This window comes from Thermohalobaculum xanthum, from assembly GCF_016623495.1.
GTDB classification, from domain to species: domain Bacteria; phylum Pseudomonadota; class Alphaproteobacteria; order Rhodobacterales; family Rhodobacteraceae; genus Thermohalobaculum; species Thermohalobaculum xanthum.
Window position 1 is genome coordinate 111876 of the sequence record NZ_JAEHHL010000002.1, and the last position, 19929, is coordinate 131804.

Below are 19929 nucleotides of genomic sequence, written 5' to 3' on the forward strand. Positions count from 1 at the left end.
CCTGCGCGGAAGGCCGCCGCTCAGACCGTGCGCAGATAGGCGTCGTACTCGACGTCCGAGACGCGGCCCATCAGGGTCGTGCGCTCCTGCCGCTTGATCGTGGCATAGATGCGCTGGAACTCGGCGCCGAGCCAGCCCTCGACGAAGTCCGAATTGGCGAAGGCCTGCTCGGCCATGACCCACGAGATCGGCAGCAGCTCGCCATGTTCCTCGCTCGCCTCGCCGTAGGTCGGCTCGGGCGGCTCGAGGCCCCGCTGGATGCCGTCGAGCGCGCCGGCCAGCACCGCCGCGGCCATCAGGTAGGCATTGGCGTCCGAGCCCGAGACGCGATGCTCGATCCGCGCGCCCTTGCCCGATGTCTCGGGCACACGCACCGCGGTGCCGCGGTTGTCGATGCCCCAGGCCTTGACCACCGGCGCGTAGGAACCCGGCAGAAGCCGGCGATAGCTGTTGTGGTGCGGCGCATAGAGCAGCATCGTGTCGGCCATGCTTTCCAGCATCCCCGCCACTGCGTGGCGCACGGTCTGGTTTGGCGCCTTGCCCCCGCCGTCGAAGATGTTGCGCCCGGTCTCGTCCAGCAGGCTCAGATGGATATGCTGGCCCGACCCCGCCATGTCGCCGAAGGGCTTGGGCATGAAGCTTGCGTCCATCGAATGCGCGCGCGCCACGCCGCGGATCGCGCGCTTGAGCGCGACCATGTGATCGCAGGCCTCCAGCGCGTCCTCGACATGGCGCAGGTTCATCTCGAACTGGCCCGCGCCGAACTCGCAGATCGCGGTCTCGGCCGGCGCGCCGAGCGCCTGCGCCGCCTCGGTGATCTCGGACAGCACCGGCTCGAAGGCCCGGATCACCGACATGTCATAGAGCTGCGCGCGGCTCAGCCGCCCGCCCGCCACCGGGTTCTTGGGCGGCAGCGGATGCTCGGGATCGATCAGGTAGAACTCCAGCTCCAGCGCCATGACCGGCGTGAGCTTCATCGCCACGGCCCTCTCGACCACGCGGGCCAGAACGCCGCGCGGGTCGTAGTCGCAGACCGCGTCGCCGGTCTCGTTCAGCATCATGCACTGCATCTGCGCCGTCGGTCGCTTGGCCCACAGCATCGGCGCCAACGTCTCGGGCAGCGGCCGCAGGACGCCGTCGGGGTCGCCCACTTCCAGCGCGATGGCGTTCTTGGGCACGTCCGCCCCGAAGATGTCGAGCCCCAGCGTCGAGATCGGCAGCTTCATGCCGCCGTCGCCCATCTTGGCCAGCATGTCGATCGGAACCAGCTTGCCGCGCGGGACGCCGTTGAGGTCGGTCACATAGACCTCGGCCACCTCGATCCGCGGGAACTCGTCACGGAACGCGGCCAGTTGCTCGGCAAAGGTCATGATTATCCTCGGGTCCGCGCATAGAGACAGATCATCTCCAGCGCCAGTGTCGCGCCGGCAAGCGCGGTGATCTCGGCATGGTCATAGGCGGGTGACACCTCGACCATGTCCATGCCCTTGAGGTCGATCCCGCCCAACGCGCGCAGCGTCTCCTTCGCGTGCCAGGTCGAGGGGCCGCCGCAGACGGGGGTGCCCGTGCCCGGCGCGAAGGCCGGGTCGAGATAGTCGATGTCGAAGGTCAGATAGCAGGGCCGGTCGCCCACGACCTTGCGGATCTCGGCCGCCACCTCCTCGGGGCTGCGGCGCAGCACCCAGTTGGCGTCACGGATCTCGAAGCCCATCGGCTCGTCGTTCGTGGTCCTCAGCCCGACCTGGATCGAGGTCGCCGGATCGAGAATGCCGTCCTCGACGGCGCGGCGGAACATCGTGCCATGGTCAATGCGCCCGCTCTCGTCCGAGCCCCAGGTGTCCGAATGCGCGTCGAAATGGATCAGCGACAGCGGCGCGCCATGCTTGGCCGCATGTGCCCTGAGCGATGGGTAGGTGGTGAAATGATCGCCGCCGATCAGCAGCGCCGCCGGCCCCTGCCCGATCACGTGGGAGATCGCCGCCTCGATGCGACCGGGCACCTCGGCGGGGTAGCCCGCATCCCACCAGATGTCGCCCCAGTCGACCACGGCCAACTGCTCGAACGGGTCGACGGCCGAGGGCCAGGCCCGGCTCCAGGCGATGTTGGTCGAGGCCGCGCGCACCGCCCGCGGCCCGAAACGGCAGCCCGACCGCCCGGTGACCGAGGTGTCGAAGGGCACGCCCATCACCGCGAGATCGACGCCCGCAAGATCGCGCGCATAGCGCCGCCGGCAGAAGCTCAACGCGCCCGAATAGAACGGCTCGTCATGGGTGACGGCCTTCGCATCCTCGGCGAGGAAGGCATAGTCCTTGCGGAAGGGGTCGGTCATTCATCAGGTTCCGGCATTTGACATCGGCGCGAATTGTGATCACATCGTGCCGGGAAGATCAAGGGACCTCACGCCGATGAACGCGCCCAGCACGGATGCCCCGGTTCCGGCCCACGAGGCGGTCTACCGCGCGCTGCGCAGCCAGATCCTCGACGGCGAGCTGGCGCCCGGAGCCTCGCTCACGCTGCGCGGCGTGGCCGAGCGGCTCGGCGTGTCGATGACGCCGGCGCGCGAGGCCGTGCGCCGGCTGGTCGCCGAGCGCGCGCTGGCGATGACCGACACGGGCCGCGTGCAGGTGCCGCTGCCCGATGCCGACGCGCTCGACGAGCTGTTCCGCGCTCGCTCGCTGCTCGAGCCCGAACTGGCCGTGCGTGCCCTGCCACGCATCGACAAGGCCCTGATCTCCCAGCTTCGCGCCATCGACGAGCGGCTGGGCTCGTGTCTCGAAGCCGGCGACGCGGCGGGCTATGTCCGGGCGAACAACGCCTTCCACGGCCTGCTTTATTCGCGGGCCGAGGCACCGGCGCTGATGGCGCTGGTCGAGAGCGTCTGGCTCCAGACCTCGCCGGTGATGCGCCGCGTCTACGGCCGCACAGGAACAGGCGCGCTGGTCGATTACCATGAGGCCGCGCTCGACGCCCTGGCCGCGCGCGACGCGGAGGCGCTGGCCGCTGCCATCCGCTCGGACGTCGAGCAGGGCATGATGCTGGCGCGGGAGGCCGCACCGCCCGGCCGTTGAAGCGCGGCCGGCCTCAGTGGTTGCCGCTCCCGTCCTCGACGGCGGTCAGCGAGCTCCGCGTCCAGGTCTGCGGCCGCCGCAGGAAGTCGTGCAGGGTCTTGCCCGGCTCGGCCTTGAACCCGTCGGTCAGCGCCTCGAACTCGTGTATCCGGTCGAGCCGGAATGTGCGGAAGTCCTGGCGCAGCTCGCACCAGGCCGCCAGCACCCAGACCGGCCCGAAGAAGGCCAGCGACAACGGCCTGACGACGCGCGCGGATCCCTGCCCCAGCACGTCGGTATAGGCGAAGCGCACCTTGCGCTGGCGGCGCACCGCGTGGCGCAGTTCGGCAAGATCGAAGCCGATCGGCTCCATCCGGTAGGACGACGGCGCCAGCAGCGCCGTGTTCGCCATGTAGCCGCGCAGCCGCTCGGGCACCACCGCCTCGATCTTCGCCGCCGCGTCCCCTGCAGCCGCGGCAAGCTCGGCATCGCCCCAGGTCTCGACGATGCGCGCGCCCAGGACCAGCGCCTCGATCTCCTGCTCGGTGAACATCAGCGGCGGCAGGTCGTAGCCGGGCCTGAGCACATAGCCGACGCCCGCCTCGCCCTCGATCGGCACGCCGCTCGCGATCAGGTCGCGGATGTCGCGATAGATCGTGCGCTCGGACACCTCCAGCGCCTCGCCCAGCTCGCGGGCGGTGGTGGTCTGCCTGCGGCGCAGGTGCTGGATGATCTCGAAGAGGCGGTCTGCACGGCGCATGGGATCGGGTCTCCGAGGCGGCATCTGCACGGCCACGAAGACTAGGCTAGCACTCCTGACACCATGCTGTCAGGAGCCGTTCGCGGTGCTGACACAACGCTGTCAGTGGACCTGGCGCATGGTGTTTCCCAAGCCCGGCAGCGAGTCGGGCAAGCCCCGGAAACCCATCGACCAAGGAGATCCGACATGACCACCATCGCCCCCCGTCTCGGTGCCGCCGCGGCTCCCGTCGGCCGCCGCCTTGCCGCCGGGCTCGCCCGGCTCCTGAACGCGCTCCACACCGCCTGGTGGCGGCGGCGCACCGCCAGGATCCTCGAGGGCCTCGACGACCGCGTGCTGCGCGACATCGGCGTCAATCGCGGCGACATCGGCGACGTCCTGCGCCGCATAGGGCGCCGCGACTGAGCCCGCGGGCGCGCAAGGCCGACTTGCGCGCCACGCCTACTTCGGCGCCTTGACTGGCGGGGTTTGTGATCACAAAATGCGGTCACCGATTCTCCCGTCCACTCCCGCCTCCGAGGTGACCGAATGACCGCGCCCGTGAACCTGCGTTCGACCGAAGACTACCGCAAGATGGACGCGGCCCATCACTGGCACCCCTTCACCGACACGGCCGAGCTCAACGCCAAGGGCGCGCGCGTGTTCACCGGGGCCGAGGGTGTGTGGCTGCGCGACTCGGAGGGCAACCGCATCCTCGACGGCATGGCCGGGCTCTGGTGCGTCGCCGTGGGCTATGGCCGGCCCGAGATCGTCGAGGCGGTGACCCGCCAGCTGCAAGACCTGCCCTATTACAACACCTTCTTCCAGTGCACCCACCCATCGGCGGCCGAGTTCGCTGAAGCCGTGACCGCCGTGGCGCCCGCGCATCTCAACCGCGTGTTCTTCACCAATTCCGGCTCGGAATCGAACGACACGGTGTTCCGCCTCGCCCGGGTCTACTGGGATTGCATGGACAAGCCCTCGAAGAAGCAGTTCATCGCCCGGCGCAACGGCTATCACGGCTCGACCGTGGTCGGCGCCTCGTTCGGCGGCATGTCGGCGATGCACGGCCAGTCGGACCTGCCGATCGAGGGCATCCACCATATCGGCCAGCCCTACTGGTTCGGCGAGGGGCGCGAGACCGGCATGACGCCCGACGAGTTCGGCCGCGCCCGCGCCCGCGAGCTCGAGGACAAGATCCGCGAGGTCGGCGCCGACAACATCGCCGCCTTCATCGCCGAACCGATCCAGGGCGCCGGCGGCGTCGTCATCCCGCCCGCCAGCTACTGGCCCGAGATCTCGCGCATCTGCCGCAAGCACGACATCCTGCTGGTTGCCGACGAGGTCATCTGCGGCTTCGGCCGCACCGGCAACTGGTTCGGCTCGGACACCTTCGGGATCGAACCCGACCTCATGTCCATCGCCAAGGGCATGACCTCGGGCTACGTCCCGATGGGCGGCGTCATGATCTCGGACCGCGTGGCCGACGTCGTGATCGCCAAGGCGGGCGAGTTCTACCACGGCTACACCTATTCGGGGCATCCCGCCGCCTGCGCCGCCGGCCTCGCCAACCTGCGCATCATGCAGGAGGAGAAGCTGGTCGAGCGCGTGCGCGACGACATTGGCCCCTACATGCAGGCGAAATGGGCGAGCCTGGGCGATCACCCGCTGATCGGCGAGGCCCGCATGACCGGCCTGATCGGCGCCGCCGAGCTGGTACGCCGCAAGGAACCGATCGAGCGCTTCCCCGACGCCGGCACCACCGGCACGCTGTGCCGCAACCTCTCGGTCGAGAACGGGCTGGTGATGCGTGCGGTGGGCGACACCATGGTGATCGCGCCGCCGCTGGTGATCAGCCGCGAGGAGTGCGACGAGCTGGTGGCACGCGCGCGCAAGACCTTCGATCGGCTGGCCGACCACCTCACCCGCGAAGGGGCGCTTTGACCGTCACCCGGACGGCGCGGCGCGCCAAGGCGGCGGCGCCCCCACCCGGCGCAAGAGCGGGCGGCCACGGCCGCCATGCCGCACCCGCCGACAGCGCGAGCCGACCATGACCAGCTACCTCACCGCCAATGACCGCCCCGGCCAGCACCCGCGCAGCTGGTATGCCGACACCGCGGGCCCGATGCCCGACCACCCGGCGCTCGCAGGCGAGGCGCGCGCCGATGTCTGCGTCGTTGGCGGCGGCTATGCCGGGCTCTCGGCGGCGCTGCACCTGGCCGAGCGCGGCTACTCCGTCGTGCTGCTCGAGGCCAACCGCATCGGCTGGGGCGCCTCGGGCCGCAACGGCGGCCAGCTTGGCACCGGTCCACGCCAGGACATCCGCGCCTACGAGGCGAAGATCGGCCGCGACGATGCGCGCAAGGTCTGGGACATCGCGATCGCTGCCAACCGGCTGGTGCGCGAGCTGATCGCGCGCCACGGCATCGATTGCAACCTGACCGATGGCGGGCTCGAGGCTGCGTGGAAACCCGGCCACGCCACCGAGATGGCCGAATACGCCGATCATGTCAGCCGCCACTACGGCCGCGACGACCTCAAGGTGATTGATCGGGCCGCGATGGCCGACTGGCTCGGCACCGGGCGCTACCACGGCGGGCTCTACGAGGGGATGTACGCCCATCTCCACCCGCTACGCCTTGCACTGGGCATCGGCCATGCCGCCGCGGCGGCGGGCGCGCGGCTCCATGAGCTCAGCCGCGTCACGCGCGTCTCGCCGGGACGGGTTGAGACGGAAGACGGCGCGGTTACGGCCGACCACGTGATCCTGGCGATGAACGGCTATCTCGACGGTCTCGTGCCCGCGGTGCAGGCACGCTCGATGCCGATCAACAACTTCATCGCCGTGACCGAACCGCTGGGCCAGGACCGTGCGGCCCAGATCATCAAGGGGCCCTACGCCGTCTCGGACACGAAGTTCGTGCTCAACTACTACCGCATGACACCCGACCACCGCCTGCTCTGGGGCGGGGGCGAGAGCTATGGCGCGCGCTTCCCCTCGGACATCGCGGGGCTCGTGCGCTCGAAGATGCTCGAGATCTTCCCCCAGCTTTCCGATGCCGCCCTGACCCACGCCTGGGGCGGAACGCTCGCGATCACCGCGCCCCGCATGCCGATCTTCCAGCGGGTGGATCCGCAGACGCTTGCGATTTCGGGCTGGTCGGGCTCGGGCATCCACATGGCCACCATGGGCGGGCTGATCGCGGCCGAGGCGATCGCCGGCCAGAGCGAGCGCTGGGATGCGATGGCGCGGCTGCCGATCCCCGCCTTTCCGGGCGGCGAGTGGTTCCGCGCGCCCCTGCTCGCGCTCGCGATGACCTGGTATTCCCTGCGCGACCGGCTCTGAGGCGCGCGACCCCGTCACCCCGGGCCTGAACCACCCCCCGCCAAACGAGATAGGCCCCGGAGCTGCCTCCGGGGCCTCGATCCGTTTGCGCCTTAGGCGGCGCTCAGTGCACCGTCGCGTGGGCGCGCGGCGCTTCCGCCCGATCGCCCAGGATCAGCCCGTCCGGCCCGGCCGAGACCTTGAGCGTCTCGCCGTCCTTGAGCACGCCGCCTAGGATCAGCTCGGCCAGCGGATCCTGCAGCGCCTTCTGCACCACCCGCTTCAGCGGGCGCGCGCCATAGACCGGGTCGTAGCCCTTGTCGCCCAGCCAGGCCAGCGCGGCGTCGTCCAGGTCCAGCGTGATCTTGCGCGGCTCGAGCCGCCGCTGCAGCTCGGCCACCTGGATCTTGACGATCCCCGCCATGTGATCGCGCGACAGCCGGTCGAACAGCACGATCTCGTCCAGCCGGTTGAGGAACTCGGGCCGGAAATGCGCCCGCACCTCGGCCATCACCTGCGGCTCGGCATCCTTGGCATGCGCCCCGTCCGGCAGCGCCGTCAGGTACTGCGCCCCGAGGTTCGAGGTCAGGATGATCAGCGTGTTGCGGAAATCCACCGTCCGCCCCTGCCCGTCCGTCAGCCGGCCCTCGTCCAGGACCTGCAACAGCACGTTGAAGACATCCGGGTGCGCCTTCTCGACCTCGTCGAACAGCACCACCTGGTAGGGGCGCCGCCGCACCGCCTCGGTCAGGACGCCGCCCTCGTCATAGCCGACATAGCCCGGGGGGGCGCCGATCAGGCGAGCGACCGAATGCTTCTCCATGAACTCGGACATGTCGATCCGGGCCATGGCCTGGTCGTCGTCGAACAGGAAGCCGGCCAGCGCCTTCGTCAGCTCGGTCTTGCCCACGCCGGTCGGCCCGAGGAACAGGAACGAGCCGATCGGCCGGTTCGGGTCGCTCAGGCCCGCGCGCGCCCGGCGCACGGCGTTCGACACGGCGGTGACCGCCTGCTCCTGCCCGATCACGCGGGCGCCGATGGTGTCTTCCATCGCAAGCAGCTTCTCGCGCTCGCCCTCCAGCATCTTGTCGACCGGGATGCCGGTCCAGCGGCTGACGACGCCGGCGACATGCTCGGGCGTGACCGCCTCCTCGACCAGGACGTCCGAATCCTCGGCGCCCTCGGCCTCGGCCAGGCTCTTCTCCAGGTCGGGGATGACGCCATAGGCCAGCTCGCCCGCCTTGCCCAGGTCGCCCTGGCGCTTGGCGATCTCCAGCTGGTTGCGCGCCTCATCGAGCTTCTCCTTCAGCTCGCGCGCCGTGCCCAGCTTCGAGCGCTCGGCCTCCCAGCGCGCGGTCAGCTCGTCTGACTGCTCCTGCAGGTTGGCCAGTTCCTTGGTCAGCTTCTCGAGCCGGTCCTTCGAGGCGTCGTCCGTTTCCTTCTTCAGCGCCTCGGCCTCGATCTGCTTTTGCATGATCTCGCGGTCGAGCGCGTCGAGCTCCTCGGGCTTGCTGTCGACCTCCATGCGCAGGCGGCTCGTCGCCTCGTCCATCAGGTCGATCGCCTTGTCGGGCAGGAAGCGGTCGGTGATGTAGCGGTTCGAGAGCGTGGCGGCGGCCACCAGCGCCGAATCCGTGATCCGCACGCCGTGGTGGACCTCGTACTTCTCCTTGATGCCGCGCAGGATCGAGATCGTGTCCTCGACCGTCGGCTCGCTCACAAAGACAGGCTGGAAGCGCCGCGCCAGCGCCGCGTCCTTCTCGACGTGCTTGCGGTACTCGTCCAGCGTGGTCGCGCCGACGCAGTGCAGCTCGCCGCGCGCCAGCGCGGGCTTGAGCAGGTTCGAGGCGTCCATCGCCCCGTCCGCCTTGCCGGCACCGACCAGGGTGTGCATCTCGTCGATGAACAGGATGATGCCCCCGGCCGCCGCCTGGATCTCGGACAGGACGGCCTTCAGCCGCTCCTCGAACTCGCCACGGTATTTCGCGCCGGCGATCAGGCTGCCCATGTCGAGCGCCATCAGCGCCTTGTCCTTGAGGCTCTCGGGCACGTCGCCATTGACGATGCGGATCGCCAGCCCCTCGGCGATGGCGGTCTTGCCGACGCCCGGCTCGCCGATCAGGACGGGGTTGTTCTTGGTCCGGCGGCTCAGCACCTGCACCGTGCGCCGGATTTCCTCGTCGCGGCCGATCACCGGGTCGATCTTGCCCTCGCGCGCGGCGGCGGTGAGATCGCGCGCGTATTTCTTCAGCGCGTCATAGCCTTCCTCGGCGCTTGCCGAATCGGCGGTGCGGCCCTTGCGCATCTCGGCGATGGCGTGCTCGAGCGGCTGGGGCTTAACGGCCGCGCTCTCCAGCACCTTGGCCGCCTCGGTCCCCTTGGCCAGCGACAGCGCAGTCAGAAGGCGCTCGGCCGCGACGAAGCTGTCGCCCGCCTTCTCGGCCACGCGCCCGGCCTCGTCCAGAAGCCGTGCCAGCGCCTGGTCCATGTAGATCTGGCCGTCGCCGCCCGACACTTTCGGGATCCGCGCCACGGCGGCGTCCGCACCCGCCTTGGCCGCCCGCGCGTCTCCGCCGGCGGCGGTGATCAGGTTGGTCGCCAGCCCCTTCTGGTCGTCGAGAAGCGCCTTCAGCAGGTGTTCGGGCGTCAGCCGCTGGTGCCCCTCGCGCATCGCGATGGTCTGGGCCGCGTTGAGGAACCCCTTGGCCCGGTCGGTGAACTTGTCGAGATTCATGCACTGCTCCCTCTGGCACGATCTGCCCGGCGCCCGTGATCGGCACGCCAGGCCTCGCCTGGATCCGCGGACATCCGAAGCCTGCCCGCCGACACGAATGTGGTGTTTGTGCAACGCTTCCGCAAGCGGCCCCGGCGTGGCAATCGGCCCGGTCGCATGCAATCGCATCCGCCACAGCCGCGCCTTGTCCTGCGTCAAGCCCCGCCGGCGCTCTTGCCAGCACCGCGCCCGGCTGGCATCAGACCCTCACAGCCCGCGAAAGGAGCCCGCCATGACCGTCCCAGCCCGCCAGCCGGCCGCCCACACCGCCGACGACCGCCTGATCGTCGCGCTCGACGTCCCCAACGCCCTAGCCGGCGAGGAGATGGCCGACCGCCTTGGCGACGCGGTGTCGTTCTACAAGATCGGGCTTGGCATGCTGACCGGCGGAGGGCTTGCGCTCGCCTCCGAGCTCAAGTCGCGCGGCAAGCGAGTCTTCCTCGACCTCAAGCTCTTCGACATCGGCGCCACGGTCGAGGCGGCGGTGCGCGGGCTCGCGGGCTTCGGGCTCGACTTCCTCACCGTCCATGGCGACCCCCACGTGGTGCGCGCGGCGATCCGGGGGCGAGGCGACGCGCCGACCCGCATCCTCGCGGTGACGGTGCTGACCTCGCTCGACCGGGGCGACCTCGATGACATGCTGATCCAGCCGGGCGAGACCGCCGAGATCACGCTCGAGCGCGCCCGCCGCGCGCTGGCCGCCGGCGCCGACGGCGTGATCGCCAGCCCGCAGGAAGCCGCCCTCATCCGCGCCCTGCCCGAGGCCGCGGGCCGGCTGATCGTCACCCCCGGCGTGCGCCCCGCCGGCGCCGCGCTGGGCGACCAGAAGCGTGTCGCCACCCCCGCCGCGGCGCTGGCCGCCGGCGCCGATCACATCGTCGTCGGCCGCCCGGTCTGGGCCGCGCCGGACCCGAAGGCCGCCGCCGAGGCCATCCTCGCCGAGATCGCCTGACCGCGCGCTGCCCGCGCCCCGGGCGCAACGCCCCCGGCCCCAAGGCTCAGGACGAGCAGCGCGCCTCGTCCAAGGCGCACCACTTGGGATTCATTCTCTGCGCTGTCGCGGATATTTTATCTTATATTCAATAGCTTATCTTCCCTTGCACGCGTGAAAGCCCCTCCCCGCAGCCCTCTCCCTCCCCGCCCGGCAACCTGCTAGTCTGGGCTGCATGGAGGCCCTTTGCCGCGACTGTCTGAGTTGGTTCGACCATGACCCCGGCCCACGCTGCCCGGCCTGCGGGCGGCGGCGGGTGCTGGCGCATGCCGAGCTGGGCAGCCTCTCGATCGCCCACATGGATTGCGACGCCTTCTATGCCTCGGTCGAGAAGCGCGACGACCCCGCGCTCGCGGATCGGCCGCTGATCGTCGGCGGCGGGCGGCGCGGCGTGGTCTCGACCTGCTGCTACATCGCCCGGATCGCGGGGGTGCGCTCGGCCATGCCGATGTTCCGCGCGATCGAGCTCTGCCCCGACGCCGTGGTGCTCCGCCCGCGGATGGAGCATTACGCCGCCGTGAGCCGCCAGATCCGCGCCCGGATGGAGGCGCTGACGCCCCTCGTCGAGCCCCTGTCGCTGGACGAGGCCTTCCTCGACCTCTCGGGCACGCAGCGGCTCTTCGGCGCGCCGCCCGCGCTCTCGATGGCCCGGCTCGCGCAGCAGATCGAGGACGAGGTCGGGGTCACCGTCTCGGTCGGGCTCAGCCACAACAAGTACCTCGCCAAGCTGGCCTCGGACCTCGACAAGCCGCGCGGCTTCTCGGTCATCGGCCGGGCCGAGACGCGCGCCTTCCTCGCGCCGCGCCCGGTGCGCTCGATCTGGGGGGTGGGGGCGGCCATGGCGGCGAAGCTCGAGGCCGACGGGCTGCGCCGCAATGCCGATCTTGCCGCCGCCGATCCCGTGCATCTCACCGCCCGCTACGGCAGCGCCGGCCAGCGGCTGTGGGAGCTCGCCCAGGGCATCGACCGCCGCCGCGTCAGCCCGAACGAGGCGCCCAAGAGCATCTCCTCCGAGATCACCTTCGACGACGATATCGCCGACGCGGACGCGCTGACCGGCCACCTGTGGCGCCTCGCGCTGCGCACCTCCGACCGCGCCAAGGCCAAGGGCATCGTCGGGCACGGGGTGACGGTCAAGCTCAAGGGCGCGGATTTCCGCCAGATCACCCGGCAGATGCGGCTCGAGCGTCCGACCAACCTCGCCGAGACCATCTTCCGCGCGGCCGAGCCGCTGCTCGCGGGCGCGATGGACCACGCGCCGTTCCGCCTGATCGGGGTCGGCATCGGCGCGCTCGAGCCCGAGTCCGTGACGCGCGAGGACGACGCCCTCTTCACCGTCGCGGACAGCCCGACCGACCGCGCCGAGCGGGCGACCGACCAGATTCGCGCCCGGTTCGGCAGGGACGCCATCATCCGCGGCCGCGGCCTGCGCTGAGTCGCGCCTCGGGTGGTTTTCCCGCGGCCCGCCAAAGCATCAACCGCGCAGGCACATTGCCCAAAGTTTCGGCGTCTGTGGCATGCATGCCGAACCGACCCGCGAGATCTTCGTTTTTCTTCGAAATTCAGCGATATTTCGCACGCGCACTCTTGTCTTTGTTGCGGTGCACACTTAACGTCATTGACAGCGGTGCTTCGGCATCGCCGCCCTTCCTGGGCGTTTCCTCCCTTAGACTTGGGCCGGGGCAACCCGGCCTTTTTTTTGTGTGATCCTAGGGGGAAAGCCCGCCAAGCCGAGTCGTCGAGCGAGGCCGAAAAGGCGCTTGCGTCACTCGGCCGCCATGGCCCCGAGCTCGGGCGAGATCCGCACGAGCTCGGCCACGACGGTGGCGAGACGCTGGCGCAGCGCGTCGAAGCTGTCGAGCGGCTCGAGCGCCTTCTGGTCGAGGTAAAGCCCACGATCGATCTCGATCTGGACGGCGTGGAAGCCGCGCGCAGGCCGCCCATAGCGCTGAGTGATATATCCGCCCGCGAAGGGGGCGTTGCGCGCGACGACGAAGCCTGCGCGCTCGAACGCGGCCTGCGTCGCGGCCATCACCGTGCGGCCCGCCGAGGCACCGAACCGATCGCCCAGAACGACCTCGGGCGTGCGACCATGCACCCTGGGCGCCGCCCGCAACGCCTCGGTCGGCATCGAGTGACAGTCGAACAGAACCGCCGCACCAAAACGCTCGCGCGCCCGCTGGAGCAGCGACTCGAGCCGCTGATGGTAGGGAACATGAATGCGCGCGATCCGCTCCTCGGCCTCGGCGAAGCTGATCTTGCCGTTGTAGATCTCGGCGCCTTCCGAGACCACGCGCGGCACCACGCCAAGACCCGCCGCGACGCGCTGGTTCAGCCCCTGCGGCCGAACGCCCTCGATCAGGGCAGGATCGAACTCGGCTGGTGCGCGATTGAGGTCGAGCCAGGCGCGCGGCGCGGTCGCACTGAGCAGTGGTGCCCCGCTCTGCGGCGCATCGCCGAACAGCTGGTCGACAAGGACGTCCTCGGACGCGCGCAACGCGGGCATCCCGAGGCGCGAGCGGAGAACCAGTTCAGGCGGATAGTCGCGCCCGCTGTGGGGCGAACTGAAGACCACGCCCGAAAGCAGGGCTGCCGGCTCCAACAGGACAAAGGGTTCACGCTCGCTCATGGCGCCACTCTAGTGCCTCCGCCCCTCCTGCGCATCCCCTTTCGCTCAGGCCAATAGGGGGTTGCGCGCCGAACCGGGCGGGATTATACGCCTTCCCACCCCGATGGACAGGGCGCGTAGCTCAGTGGGAGAGCACTACGTTGACATCGTAGGGGTCGCTGGTTCAATCCCAGCCGCGCCCACCATATTTCCCAAGCACTTGAAGACCTACCGAGGGCACTCCCGCACACCGATCACCGGTGCGCTGCTGCTCTGTAGGGCTCGGCTCCGGGACGTGTCGCAAGGCCCGGGCGGGCTCAGTTCTTGCCGAATCCGCGCAGGATGTTGCCCAGCTTCTTGACCGCCTCTTCCTCCAGGCTTTGATGACGCGGCGGCTCGGCCGCGGGCTCGTCCTGCGCCGGCACGGGTTCCGGGCCGCTACCGTTGGCGGTGGCCTCGGGCTCGGCCGCGCCGCTGCTGGTGGCAGCGCCCTCGATATCCGCCGCGGGACTTCCCTTGGTCGCCGGCAGCGGTGCTGCCGGCGGAGCGAGTGCACTGCCACCGATGGGCACCGGATCGGCGGCCAGCTCCGGCGGGAGGGCTTCGGCCGGCGCCGTCGCGGCAGTTGCCGGCGTCTGGGGCGCCTCGGCGTCCTTTCCGCGGCGCGGATCCAGCGCCCCGACCAGCCCGCCCAGAAGCCCGCCGACGAGGCCGCGCGGCTTCGTCTCCCCGGCGGTGCCGCCTGTGCCGGCATCGGTGCCCGACGATGCCGGCTCGCGCCCAGTCAGCGTTCTGATGATCTCGCTGGGAAGCTCGGTGACCGACACGCCAGTCACCACCTCCTGCAGCCCGTCCGCCACGCCCACGGGCGAGGTGGCGATGCGCCCGATCGCACCAGCCAGATCAGGGGCGACTTTGGGATTACTCCATGTGCCGGTCACGCGGACCGGGAAGATCGTGAAGCCCGCGGCACCGAGCACCCCGCCCTGCCCCACCAGCGACGCGACCGCCTTCGGCGTGAGGATGAAATCTTGGCGCTGCGCGCCAAGATCGACGGTGCCGGCCCCCGTGACCCGCAGCAGCGGCCCCAGAAAGGCGAAGTCGCTGTTCGAAAGGACACCCTTGTCGATCGTGAAGCTGCCGCTCACCGAGGAAAAATCGGTGCGCTCGGCCGTATTGCGACCCGTCAGGTTCTGGGCGATGGCCGCGAGGTTGATCCCAAGGACCGCGCCATCCGCCAGGTTGAGCGCGCCCTTGCCGCCAAGGCTGCGCATCAACTCTGCCATCGAGCGCCCTTGCCCCTGCGCCTGAAGGCGCAGCGCGCCGCGGCCCTCAAGCCGGTCGGTCACCCCCAGCGCGCTCAGCAACGGGCGCAGATCGACGCCGCTGATATCGAGATCGGTCGCCAGTCGCGCCATCTCCCGCCCGCCGAAGGCGGCCGATCCACTCACGCCGCCGCCGTAAAGGTCTAGCCGGCGGATCTCGAGGTTCAGCTGGCCGCTCTGCAGGCTGATCCGCAGCTGGCTCCGGCCGGCCCGCAATTCGCCGGCCTTGATCGAGGCCGCATCGATGCTGACGGTGGCGTTCACCCCGTTCAGGCCGGAGAGATCGAAGGGCTCGCTGCTCCATCCATCGGTGCGCGAAGGCGCCGCGCCGCCCGATCCGGTTCCCGCGCCGCCGCCGCCGCCCCCTGACCCGCCCATGAAAGGCGTGAGGTCGAGATCGCCCGCCGTCAGCGAGGCCGTCAGGGTCGGTGGCGTCGCACCCAGTGCCATCGTGACGCTGCCTCTGGCCTCGGTGCTGTCCAGACCCGCGTCGAGGTCGCGGATGTCGAGGCGATTGCCGCCCATCTCGACCGTCCCGGCAAGGCGGGCGGGGCCCAGCGTCCCCGCCGGGGCATCCGGGGCCTCGCCGGCGGCCCACGCAAGAAGGCTGCGAAGGTCCGGAGTGGAGACTTTCACCGGGCCGTTGAACGAGGGCTCCTTGCCGGGCGTGAACCGCCCTTCCGCGCGCGCCTCGATCATTCCCGGGGCGTTGGCCGACAGGCCAACCTTCACGGCACCGCCGCGGGACCATTCGGCGCCGCTCTCGGCGTCGATGTCGAAGGCGATCTTCCGGCCACGCCAGACGGCGCTTGCGTCGCCGTCGATGCGCAGCGCGCTCTGAGACAGCCCCAGATGCGTCCTTGCCGAGACGGCGCCAAGCTCGGCGAGCTCGGGCATCTGCGCAGCACCGAGCGCCCAGCTCAGGGCCGACCCGGGGAAGGCGAGATCGGCCTCGAGCCGCCCGTCGAGCTCCGGACCATCGGCGCCCAGCGTGACAGGCCCCGCATAACTCAGGCTGCCGATGCCCTCGCTCTGCGCGGAAAGGGTCAGGTCGCCCCGCGGCGCATCGGCCGCCGGCTCGGGCGTGCTGAACTCCAGATCGACCAGGACGGGGCGCGCGCGCCAGACGGCCCGCCCCTTCGCGCTGACATCGAGGCCGGCGTCGCCGCTCGTCGCCTTGCCGTCCAGCCGCACCGCCCCCAGTGGCGCCAGCGCGGGATCGGGCGCACGGCCCAGCGCCGACATGATCAGCCCCGGATCGGGCGCGTCGAGCTCGTAGAAGCCCGACACGCGCGGCAGCGGGTCGTCGAGACCGGCCACGGTTCCGGTGAAGGATACCGTTCCCAGTTCTCCTTCGATCCGGGCGTCGACCGCCGCCTCGCGCCCATCCATTACCGCCTGCGGCGTCTCCAGCCGCAGGTCCACCTGCGCCTTGCGCCCCTGCCAAACGCCGCTCGCCTTCACCGTCACCGGCTGGTCCAGCGCCTCGAACTCGGCGCCCAGATCGAGCGTGTCGACCGCGAGAACCCGTCCGGTCCGGGCGTCGCTGAAGCTCACGCGGCCGTTGACGATCTCGGCGGCGGGCAGCGCGACCATGCGCAGCCTTTCGGCGTCACCCTTTGGCGACGTCGCAGCAGCATCGGCCGCGCCGGTGGCGTCGCCGGCGCTCTCGCCACCCGCCCCCTGGCCGAAGGACCAGTTGTTCCGGCCGTCCTCGGCGATCTCGAGCGCGATCACCGGGTCCAGAAGGCGCAGGCGCTCGACCCGGATATCGCCCGCGACCAGCGAGGCGAGATCGACCCCGATCTCGACCCCCGCGGCGGTGACCATCTCGGGCGCGTGTGCCCACTCGGCATTGCCCAGGCGGATCGGTCCGGTCGACACGCCCAGGACCGGCCAGACCGACGGCGACAACTCGCCCTCGATCACCAGTTGACGGCCGGTCGCACGCTCGACCTCGCGCGAGACGATCGCCGCGACCTGGTCGCGCGGCATGAAGACGACCAGCGCCACCGCAGCGGCCGCGGCGGCCGCAAGCGCGGCGACGAGGTAGGCAAGGAAGCGGATCAGACGTCGCATTGCAGCACTTTCCTGACACTGCGCCACTGCGCCGATTTCCAGCCGCGCATCAATCCCTTCGCGACCCGAGCGGCGTAGGTGCCGGGGCAACCCCCGGGACGGCGAGCACCGCGCTACGGCCTCTCAGTTCCAGTCGCCGTAGAGGTTGTCCCAGATCTTCTCGCCGATCAGGCAATCATAGCCGCTCTCGGAGGCCGGCAGCAAGGCGGCCGGCGGGTCCGGAACCGGCCAGCCGGCAAGCTCGAGCACCAGCTTGTTGCGCACGGCCTGCTGGAAATGTTCCCACTCGACGACCGGCAGCATGAAGGCAGTGGGACCGCCGATCACGCACTCGCGGTAATAGATGTCGAGATCGTCGAGATGCCACTGGGTGCCAAGCCCCTCGCGCGTCATCAGCGGCAAGCCATTGATCACGATGCCCTGCGCGACTGCGTCGTCGCGCGCCCGCGTGACCGGCCGCCCCTGGTTGTTCGGCCCGTCGCCAGACACGTCGATGACCCGGCGCAACCCGTCATAGCCGTTGCCGTCGAAGCGCCGGACGGCGAAGTCGAGCGCGCCCGAGATCGAGGTGCGCTGCATCGAGGTCGGAGCCGAAGCCGTGAGCCGCGCCGCGAAGGCCTCGGCGTCCGTGCGCCCGGCGATCAGCGTCCAGTCGATGACGACATTCTGCAAAGCCGTGCCCGCCCACTCGACGTAAGTGAGCGCGATGCGGCCGTAGCCGCCGGTCTCGATGGCCTCGACGACCTCGCGGCTCGCCAGCGCCGCGGCATACCCCCGCCGCTGGATTTCGAGCTCGCGCAAGGTCATCGAGCGCGAGACATCGACCGCAAGCACCAGCTCGACATCGACGGCGAAGTCGGACGCAGACGCACGCGACGCCGGCAGGACCACGGCGACGACGAGCACGAGCGCGGCGGGGAGGAGACGGATCCGCATTGAGCAAGCCTGCGGCCTTGCGCGGCGTCTGTCGAGGGTCCTGCGCGGAGGATCCGGGCCGCGGGTCGCGGCCCGGTCGGCGTCCTCAGGCCGGCATCGCCATGCGAAAGCCCAGCCAGACCAGCCCGAAGCCCGCCACGATCGCCAGCACCGACAGCCGCCAGCTGCGCTCGATCGCTGCATATTGCGGGTCTCGCCGCAGATCCGGCGGCAGCGAACCCGTCAGCATCTTGGCCGCGAGCCCCCGGCTTACCCTCTTCTCCTCGGACGAGAAGTTCTTGAGGATCGGCGTCCCGTAGTCCGACAGCATGCGGAACACCTCGGGGAAGCGCGAGGCAATGCATTCGACGGCCGCCGACAGGACGATCCGCCCCCAGATCACGCCGCCGAAGACGACGACAAGCCCGCCCCAGACCAAGGCCTCGCTCATGCCGGTCCGTCCACCAGCGCGCCCTCGAGCGCCCGGTCGATCAGCGCGATGGTCTCGTCGACGCCGTAGATCGCGACGAAACCGCCAAAGCGCGGTCCCTGCTCGGCGCCCAGAAGCACCTCGTAGATCGCCTTGAACCAGTCGCGCAACGGCTCGAAGGCGTGCTCGTTTCCGACTGCGAAGACGATGTCCTGCAGCGTCTCGGCATCGCGCGCGCCCTCGTGCGCGGCCAGCCTTCCCCGCAGGTCGGCAAGTGCCGCGCGTTCCTTCGCGTCGGGCAGGCGGTAGCGCTTGAAGGGCGCGACGCGGTCCTCGAAGTAGCGCACCGCGTGGCCGGCCGCGGCGTCGAGCCCGGGATGCGTCTCGGGGCTGGCCTCGGGCGCATAGCGCCGGATGAAGCCCCACAGCACGTCCTTGTCGCGCGCCGAGGCCGCCGAGGCGAGGTTGAGCAGCATCGCGAAGGTGACGGCCAGGTCCGATTGCGGTGGGTTGCCCGAATGGATGTGCCACACCGGGTTCTCGATCTGCTTGGCCTCGTCCTGCGTCTCGTACGCGCGAAGCTGCTGGTGATACTCGTCCACCGCCCGCGGGATCACGTCGAAGAACAGCCGCTTCGCGGTACGCGGCTTCTGGTACATGAAGTAGCCGAGGCTCTCGGTCGAGGCATAGGTGAGCCACTCGTCGATCGTGAGCCCGTTGCCCTTCGACTTCGAGATCTTCTCTCCGTTCTCGTCGAGGAACAGTTCATAGATGTAATGCTCGGGCGGCGTGCCCCCCAGCACCTTGCAGATCCCGTCATAGATCGGCGTGTTCGAGGCGTGGTCCTTGCCGTACATCTCGAAATCGACCCCCAGCGCCGCCCAGCGCGCCCCGAAGTCGGGCTTCCACTGCAGCTTCACGTTGCCCCCGGTGACCGGCAGCGTCATGTCGCGCCCGTCCTCGCCCTCGAAGGTGATGGTCCCGTCCTTGGCGTTCACCTCCTTCATGGGCACATAAAGCACGCGCCCGCTGGTGGGCGAGATCGGCAGGAAGCACGAATAGGTCTTCTGCCGCTCCTCGCGCAGGCTGGGCAGCATGATGGCCATGATGTCGTCGTACTTCTCGGCCGCGCGCAGCAGGATCTCGTCGAACCTGCCGGACTTGTAGTAGTCGGTCGCCGAGGCGAACTCGTACTCGAAGCCGAAGGTGTCGAGGAACCGGCGCAGCATCGCGTTGTTGTGGTGGCCGAAGCTCTCGTACTCGCCGAACGGGTCGGGCACCGAGGTCAGCGGCCGCTGCAGGTTCTCGCGCAGCATCTCGGGCTGGGGCACGTTGTCGGGGACCTTACGCATCCCGTCCAGGTCGTCCGAGAAGCACAGAAGCTTGGTCGGGATGTCCGAGATGGTCTCGAAGGCGTGCCGGATCATCGTCGTGCGCGCGACCTCGCCGAAGGTGCCGATATGCGGCAGCCCCGACGGCCCATAGCCGGTCTCGAACAGCACATAGCCTTTCTCGGGCGGGCGCTTCTCGAAGCGTTTGACGAGTTTGCGCGCCTCTTCGAACGGCCAGGCCTTGGCGTTCAGGGCGAAGTCACGCAGTGTCGTCATTTCGTTCACCTTCAAGATGGGTTCGGCCCGGTTGGGTCCGGCGCCGAGTGCTAGTGCCGGGCGCATCCGCGGTCAACTGCGTTCGAGCGC

At 69.9% G+C, this 19929-nt stretch carries 15 protein-coding genes and 1 tRNA gene; 7 read left to right on the forward strand and 9 right to left on the reverse strand.

Annotated elements, in window-relative coordinates:
- Window positions 1–20: 20 nt before the first annotated feature.
- Entirely contained in the window at window positions 21–1370 is a 1350-nt protein-coding gene (locus H0I76_RS05490) for a glutamine synthetase family protein (protein WP_200608074.1), read from the reverse strand.
- 2 nt (window positions 1371–1372) lie between these two features.
- Window positions 1373–2329 carry an agmatinase gene (gene speB / locus H0I76_RS05495; protein ID WP_200608076.1) on the reverse strand — a complete coding sequence of 319 codons (957 nt, stop codon included), beginning with the start codon at window positions 2327–2329 and terminating at the stop codon, window positions 1373–1375.
- Window positions 2330–2405: 76 nt separating this feature from the next.
- Between speB and H0I76_RS05500 the strand changes: the two genes are divergently transcribed.
- Window positions 2406–3068 carry a GntR family transcriptional regulator gene (locus H0I76_RS05500; RefSeq protein WP_200608078.1) on the forward strand — a complete coding sequence of 221 codons (663 nt, stop codon included), beginning with the start codon at window positions 2406–2408 and terminating at the stop codon, window positions 3066–3068.
- A gap of 13 nt (window positions 3069–3081) precedes the next feature.
- Here the strand turns inward: H0I76_RS05500 and H0I76_RS05505 are convergent, their stop codons facing one another.
- A complete protein-coding gene (locus H0I76_RS05505) occupies window positions 3082–3807 on the reverse strand; it encodes a helix-turn-helix transcriptional regulator (protein WP_200608081.1) in 726 nt (241 codons plus the stop codon).
- Between the two features lie 186 nt (window positions 3808–3993).
- On the opposite strand from H0I76_RS05505, the gene H0I76_RS05510 reads away from it, so the two are divergent.
- The 3 genes from H0I76_RS05510 (at window position 3994) to H0I76_RS05520 (ending at window position 7132) form a co-directional block, all read left to right on the forward strand.
- Window positions 3994–4212 (forward strand): DUF1127 domain-containing protein, encoded by a 219-nt coding sequence (locus tag H0I76_RS05510; RefSeq protein ID WP_200608083.1) that lies wholly within the window; start codon window positions 3994–3996, stop codon window positions 4210–4212.
- A gap of 123 nt (window positions 4213–4335) precedes the next feature.
- Window positions 4336–5730, forward strand: coding sequence for an aspartate aminotransferase family protein (locus H0I76_RS05515; protein ID WP_200608086.1), 1395 nt, complete (start codon window positions 4336–4338; stop codon window positions 5728–5730).
- Window positions 5731–5836: 106 nt separating this feature from the next.
- Entirely contained in the window at window positions 5837–7132 is a 1296-nt protein-coding gene (locus H0I76_RS05520) for an NAD(P)/FAD-dependent oxidoreductase (protein WP_200608088.1), read from the forward strand.
- A gap of 103 nt (window positions 7133–7235) precedes the next feature.
- Here the strand turns inward: H0I76_RS05520 and clpB are convergent, their stop codons facing one another.
- A complete protein-coding gene (gene clpB / locus H0I76_RS05525) occupies window positions 7236–9845 on the reverse strand; it encodes an ATP-dependent chaperone ClpB (RefSeq protein WP_200608090.1) in 2610 nt (869 codons plus the stop codon).
- A 271-nt stretch (window positions 9846–10116) separates the two neighbouring features.
- Here clpB and pyrF point away from each other — a divergent pair, with 271 nt between their 5' ends.
- Both pyrF and H0I76_RS05535 read left to right on the forward strand, forming a co-directional pair.
- Window positions 10117–10836 carry an orotidine-5'-phosphate decarboxylase gene (pyrF, locus tag H0I76_RS05530; protein WP_200608092.1) on the forward strand — a complete coding sequence of 240 codons (720 nt, stop codon included), beginning with the start codon at window positions 10117–10119 and terminating at the stop codon, window positions 10834–10836.
- Window positions 10837–11050: 214 nt separating this feature from the next.
- The gene (locus H0I76_RS05535; protein ID WP_200608094.1) at window positions 11051–12310 is read left to right on the forward strand and encodes a DNA polymerase IV; all 1260 of its coding nucleotides are present in this window, start codon (window positions 11051–11053) and stop codon (window positions 12308–12310) included.
- Window positions 12311–12640: 330 nt separating this feature from the next.
- On the opposite strand, the gene H0I76_RS05540 is transcribed toward H0I76_RS05535, so the two are convergent.
- Window positions 12641–13504 carry an N-formylglutamate amidohydrolase gene (locus tag H0I76_RS05540; protein WP_200608096.1) on the reverse strand — a complete coding sequence of 288 codons (864 nt, stop codon included), beginning with the start codon at window positions 13502–13504 and terminating at the stop codon, window positions 12641–12643.
- Window positions 13505–13614: 110 nt separating this feature from the next.
- On the opposite strand from H0I76_RS05540, the gene H0I76_RS05545 reads away from it, so the two are divergent.
- A tRNA-Val gene (locus H0I76_RS05545) sits at window positions 13615–13689 on the forward strand.
- 111 nt (window positions 13690–13800) lie between these two features.
- Here H0I76_RS05545 and H0I76_RS05550 read toward each other — a convergent pair.
- The 4 genes from H0I76_RS05550 to H0I76_RS05565 form a co-directional block, all read right to left on the reverse strand.
- Complete coding sequence (locus tag H0I76_RS05550; protein WP_200608098.1) at window positions 13801–16887, reverse strand: AsmA family protein; 3087 nt, start codon at window positions 16885–16887, stop codon at window positions 13801–13803.
- 123 nt (window positions 16888–17010) lie between these two features.
- Complete coding sequence (locus H0I76_RS05555; RefSeq protein ID WP_200608101.1) at window positions 17011–17823, reverse strand: DUF1194 domain-containing protein; 813 nt, start codon at window positions 17821–17823, stop codon at window positions 17011–17013.
- Window positions 17824–17908: 85 nt separating this feature from the next.
- Window positions 17909–18253, reverse strand: coding sequence for a hypothetical protein (locus H0I76_RS05560; RefSeq protein ID WP_200608103.1), 345 nt, complete (start codon window positions 18251–18253; stop codon window positions 17909–17911).
- Window positions 18250–19839 carry a lysine--tRNA ligase gene (locus tag H0I76_RS05565; RefSeq protein WP_200608105.1) on the reverse strand — a complete coding sequence of 530 codons (1590 nt, stop codon included), beginning with the start codon at window positions 19837–19839 and terminating at the stop codon, window positions 18250–18252. Before H0I76_RS05565 ends, H0I76_RS05560 begins: the two co-directional genes overlap by 4 nt.
- Between the last annotated feature and the right edge of the window lie 90 nt (window positions 19840–19929).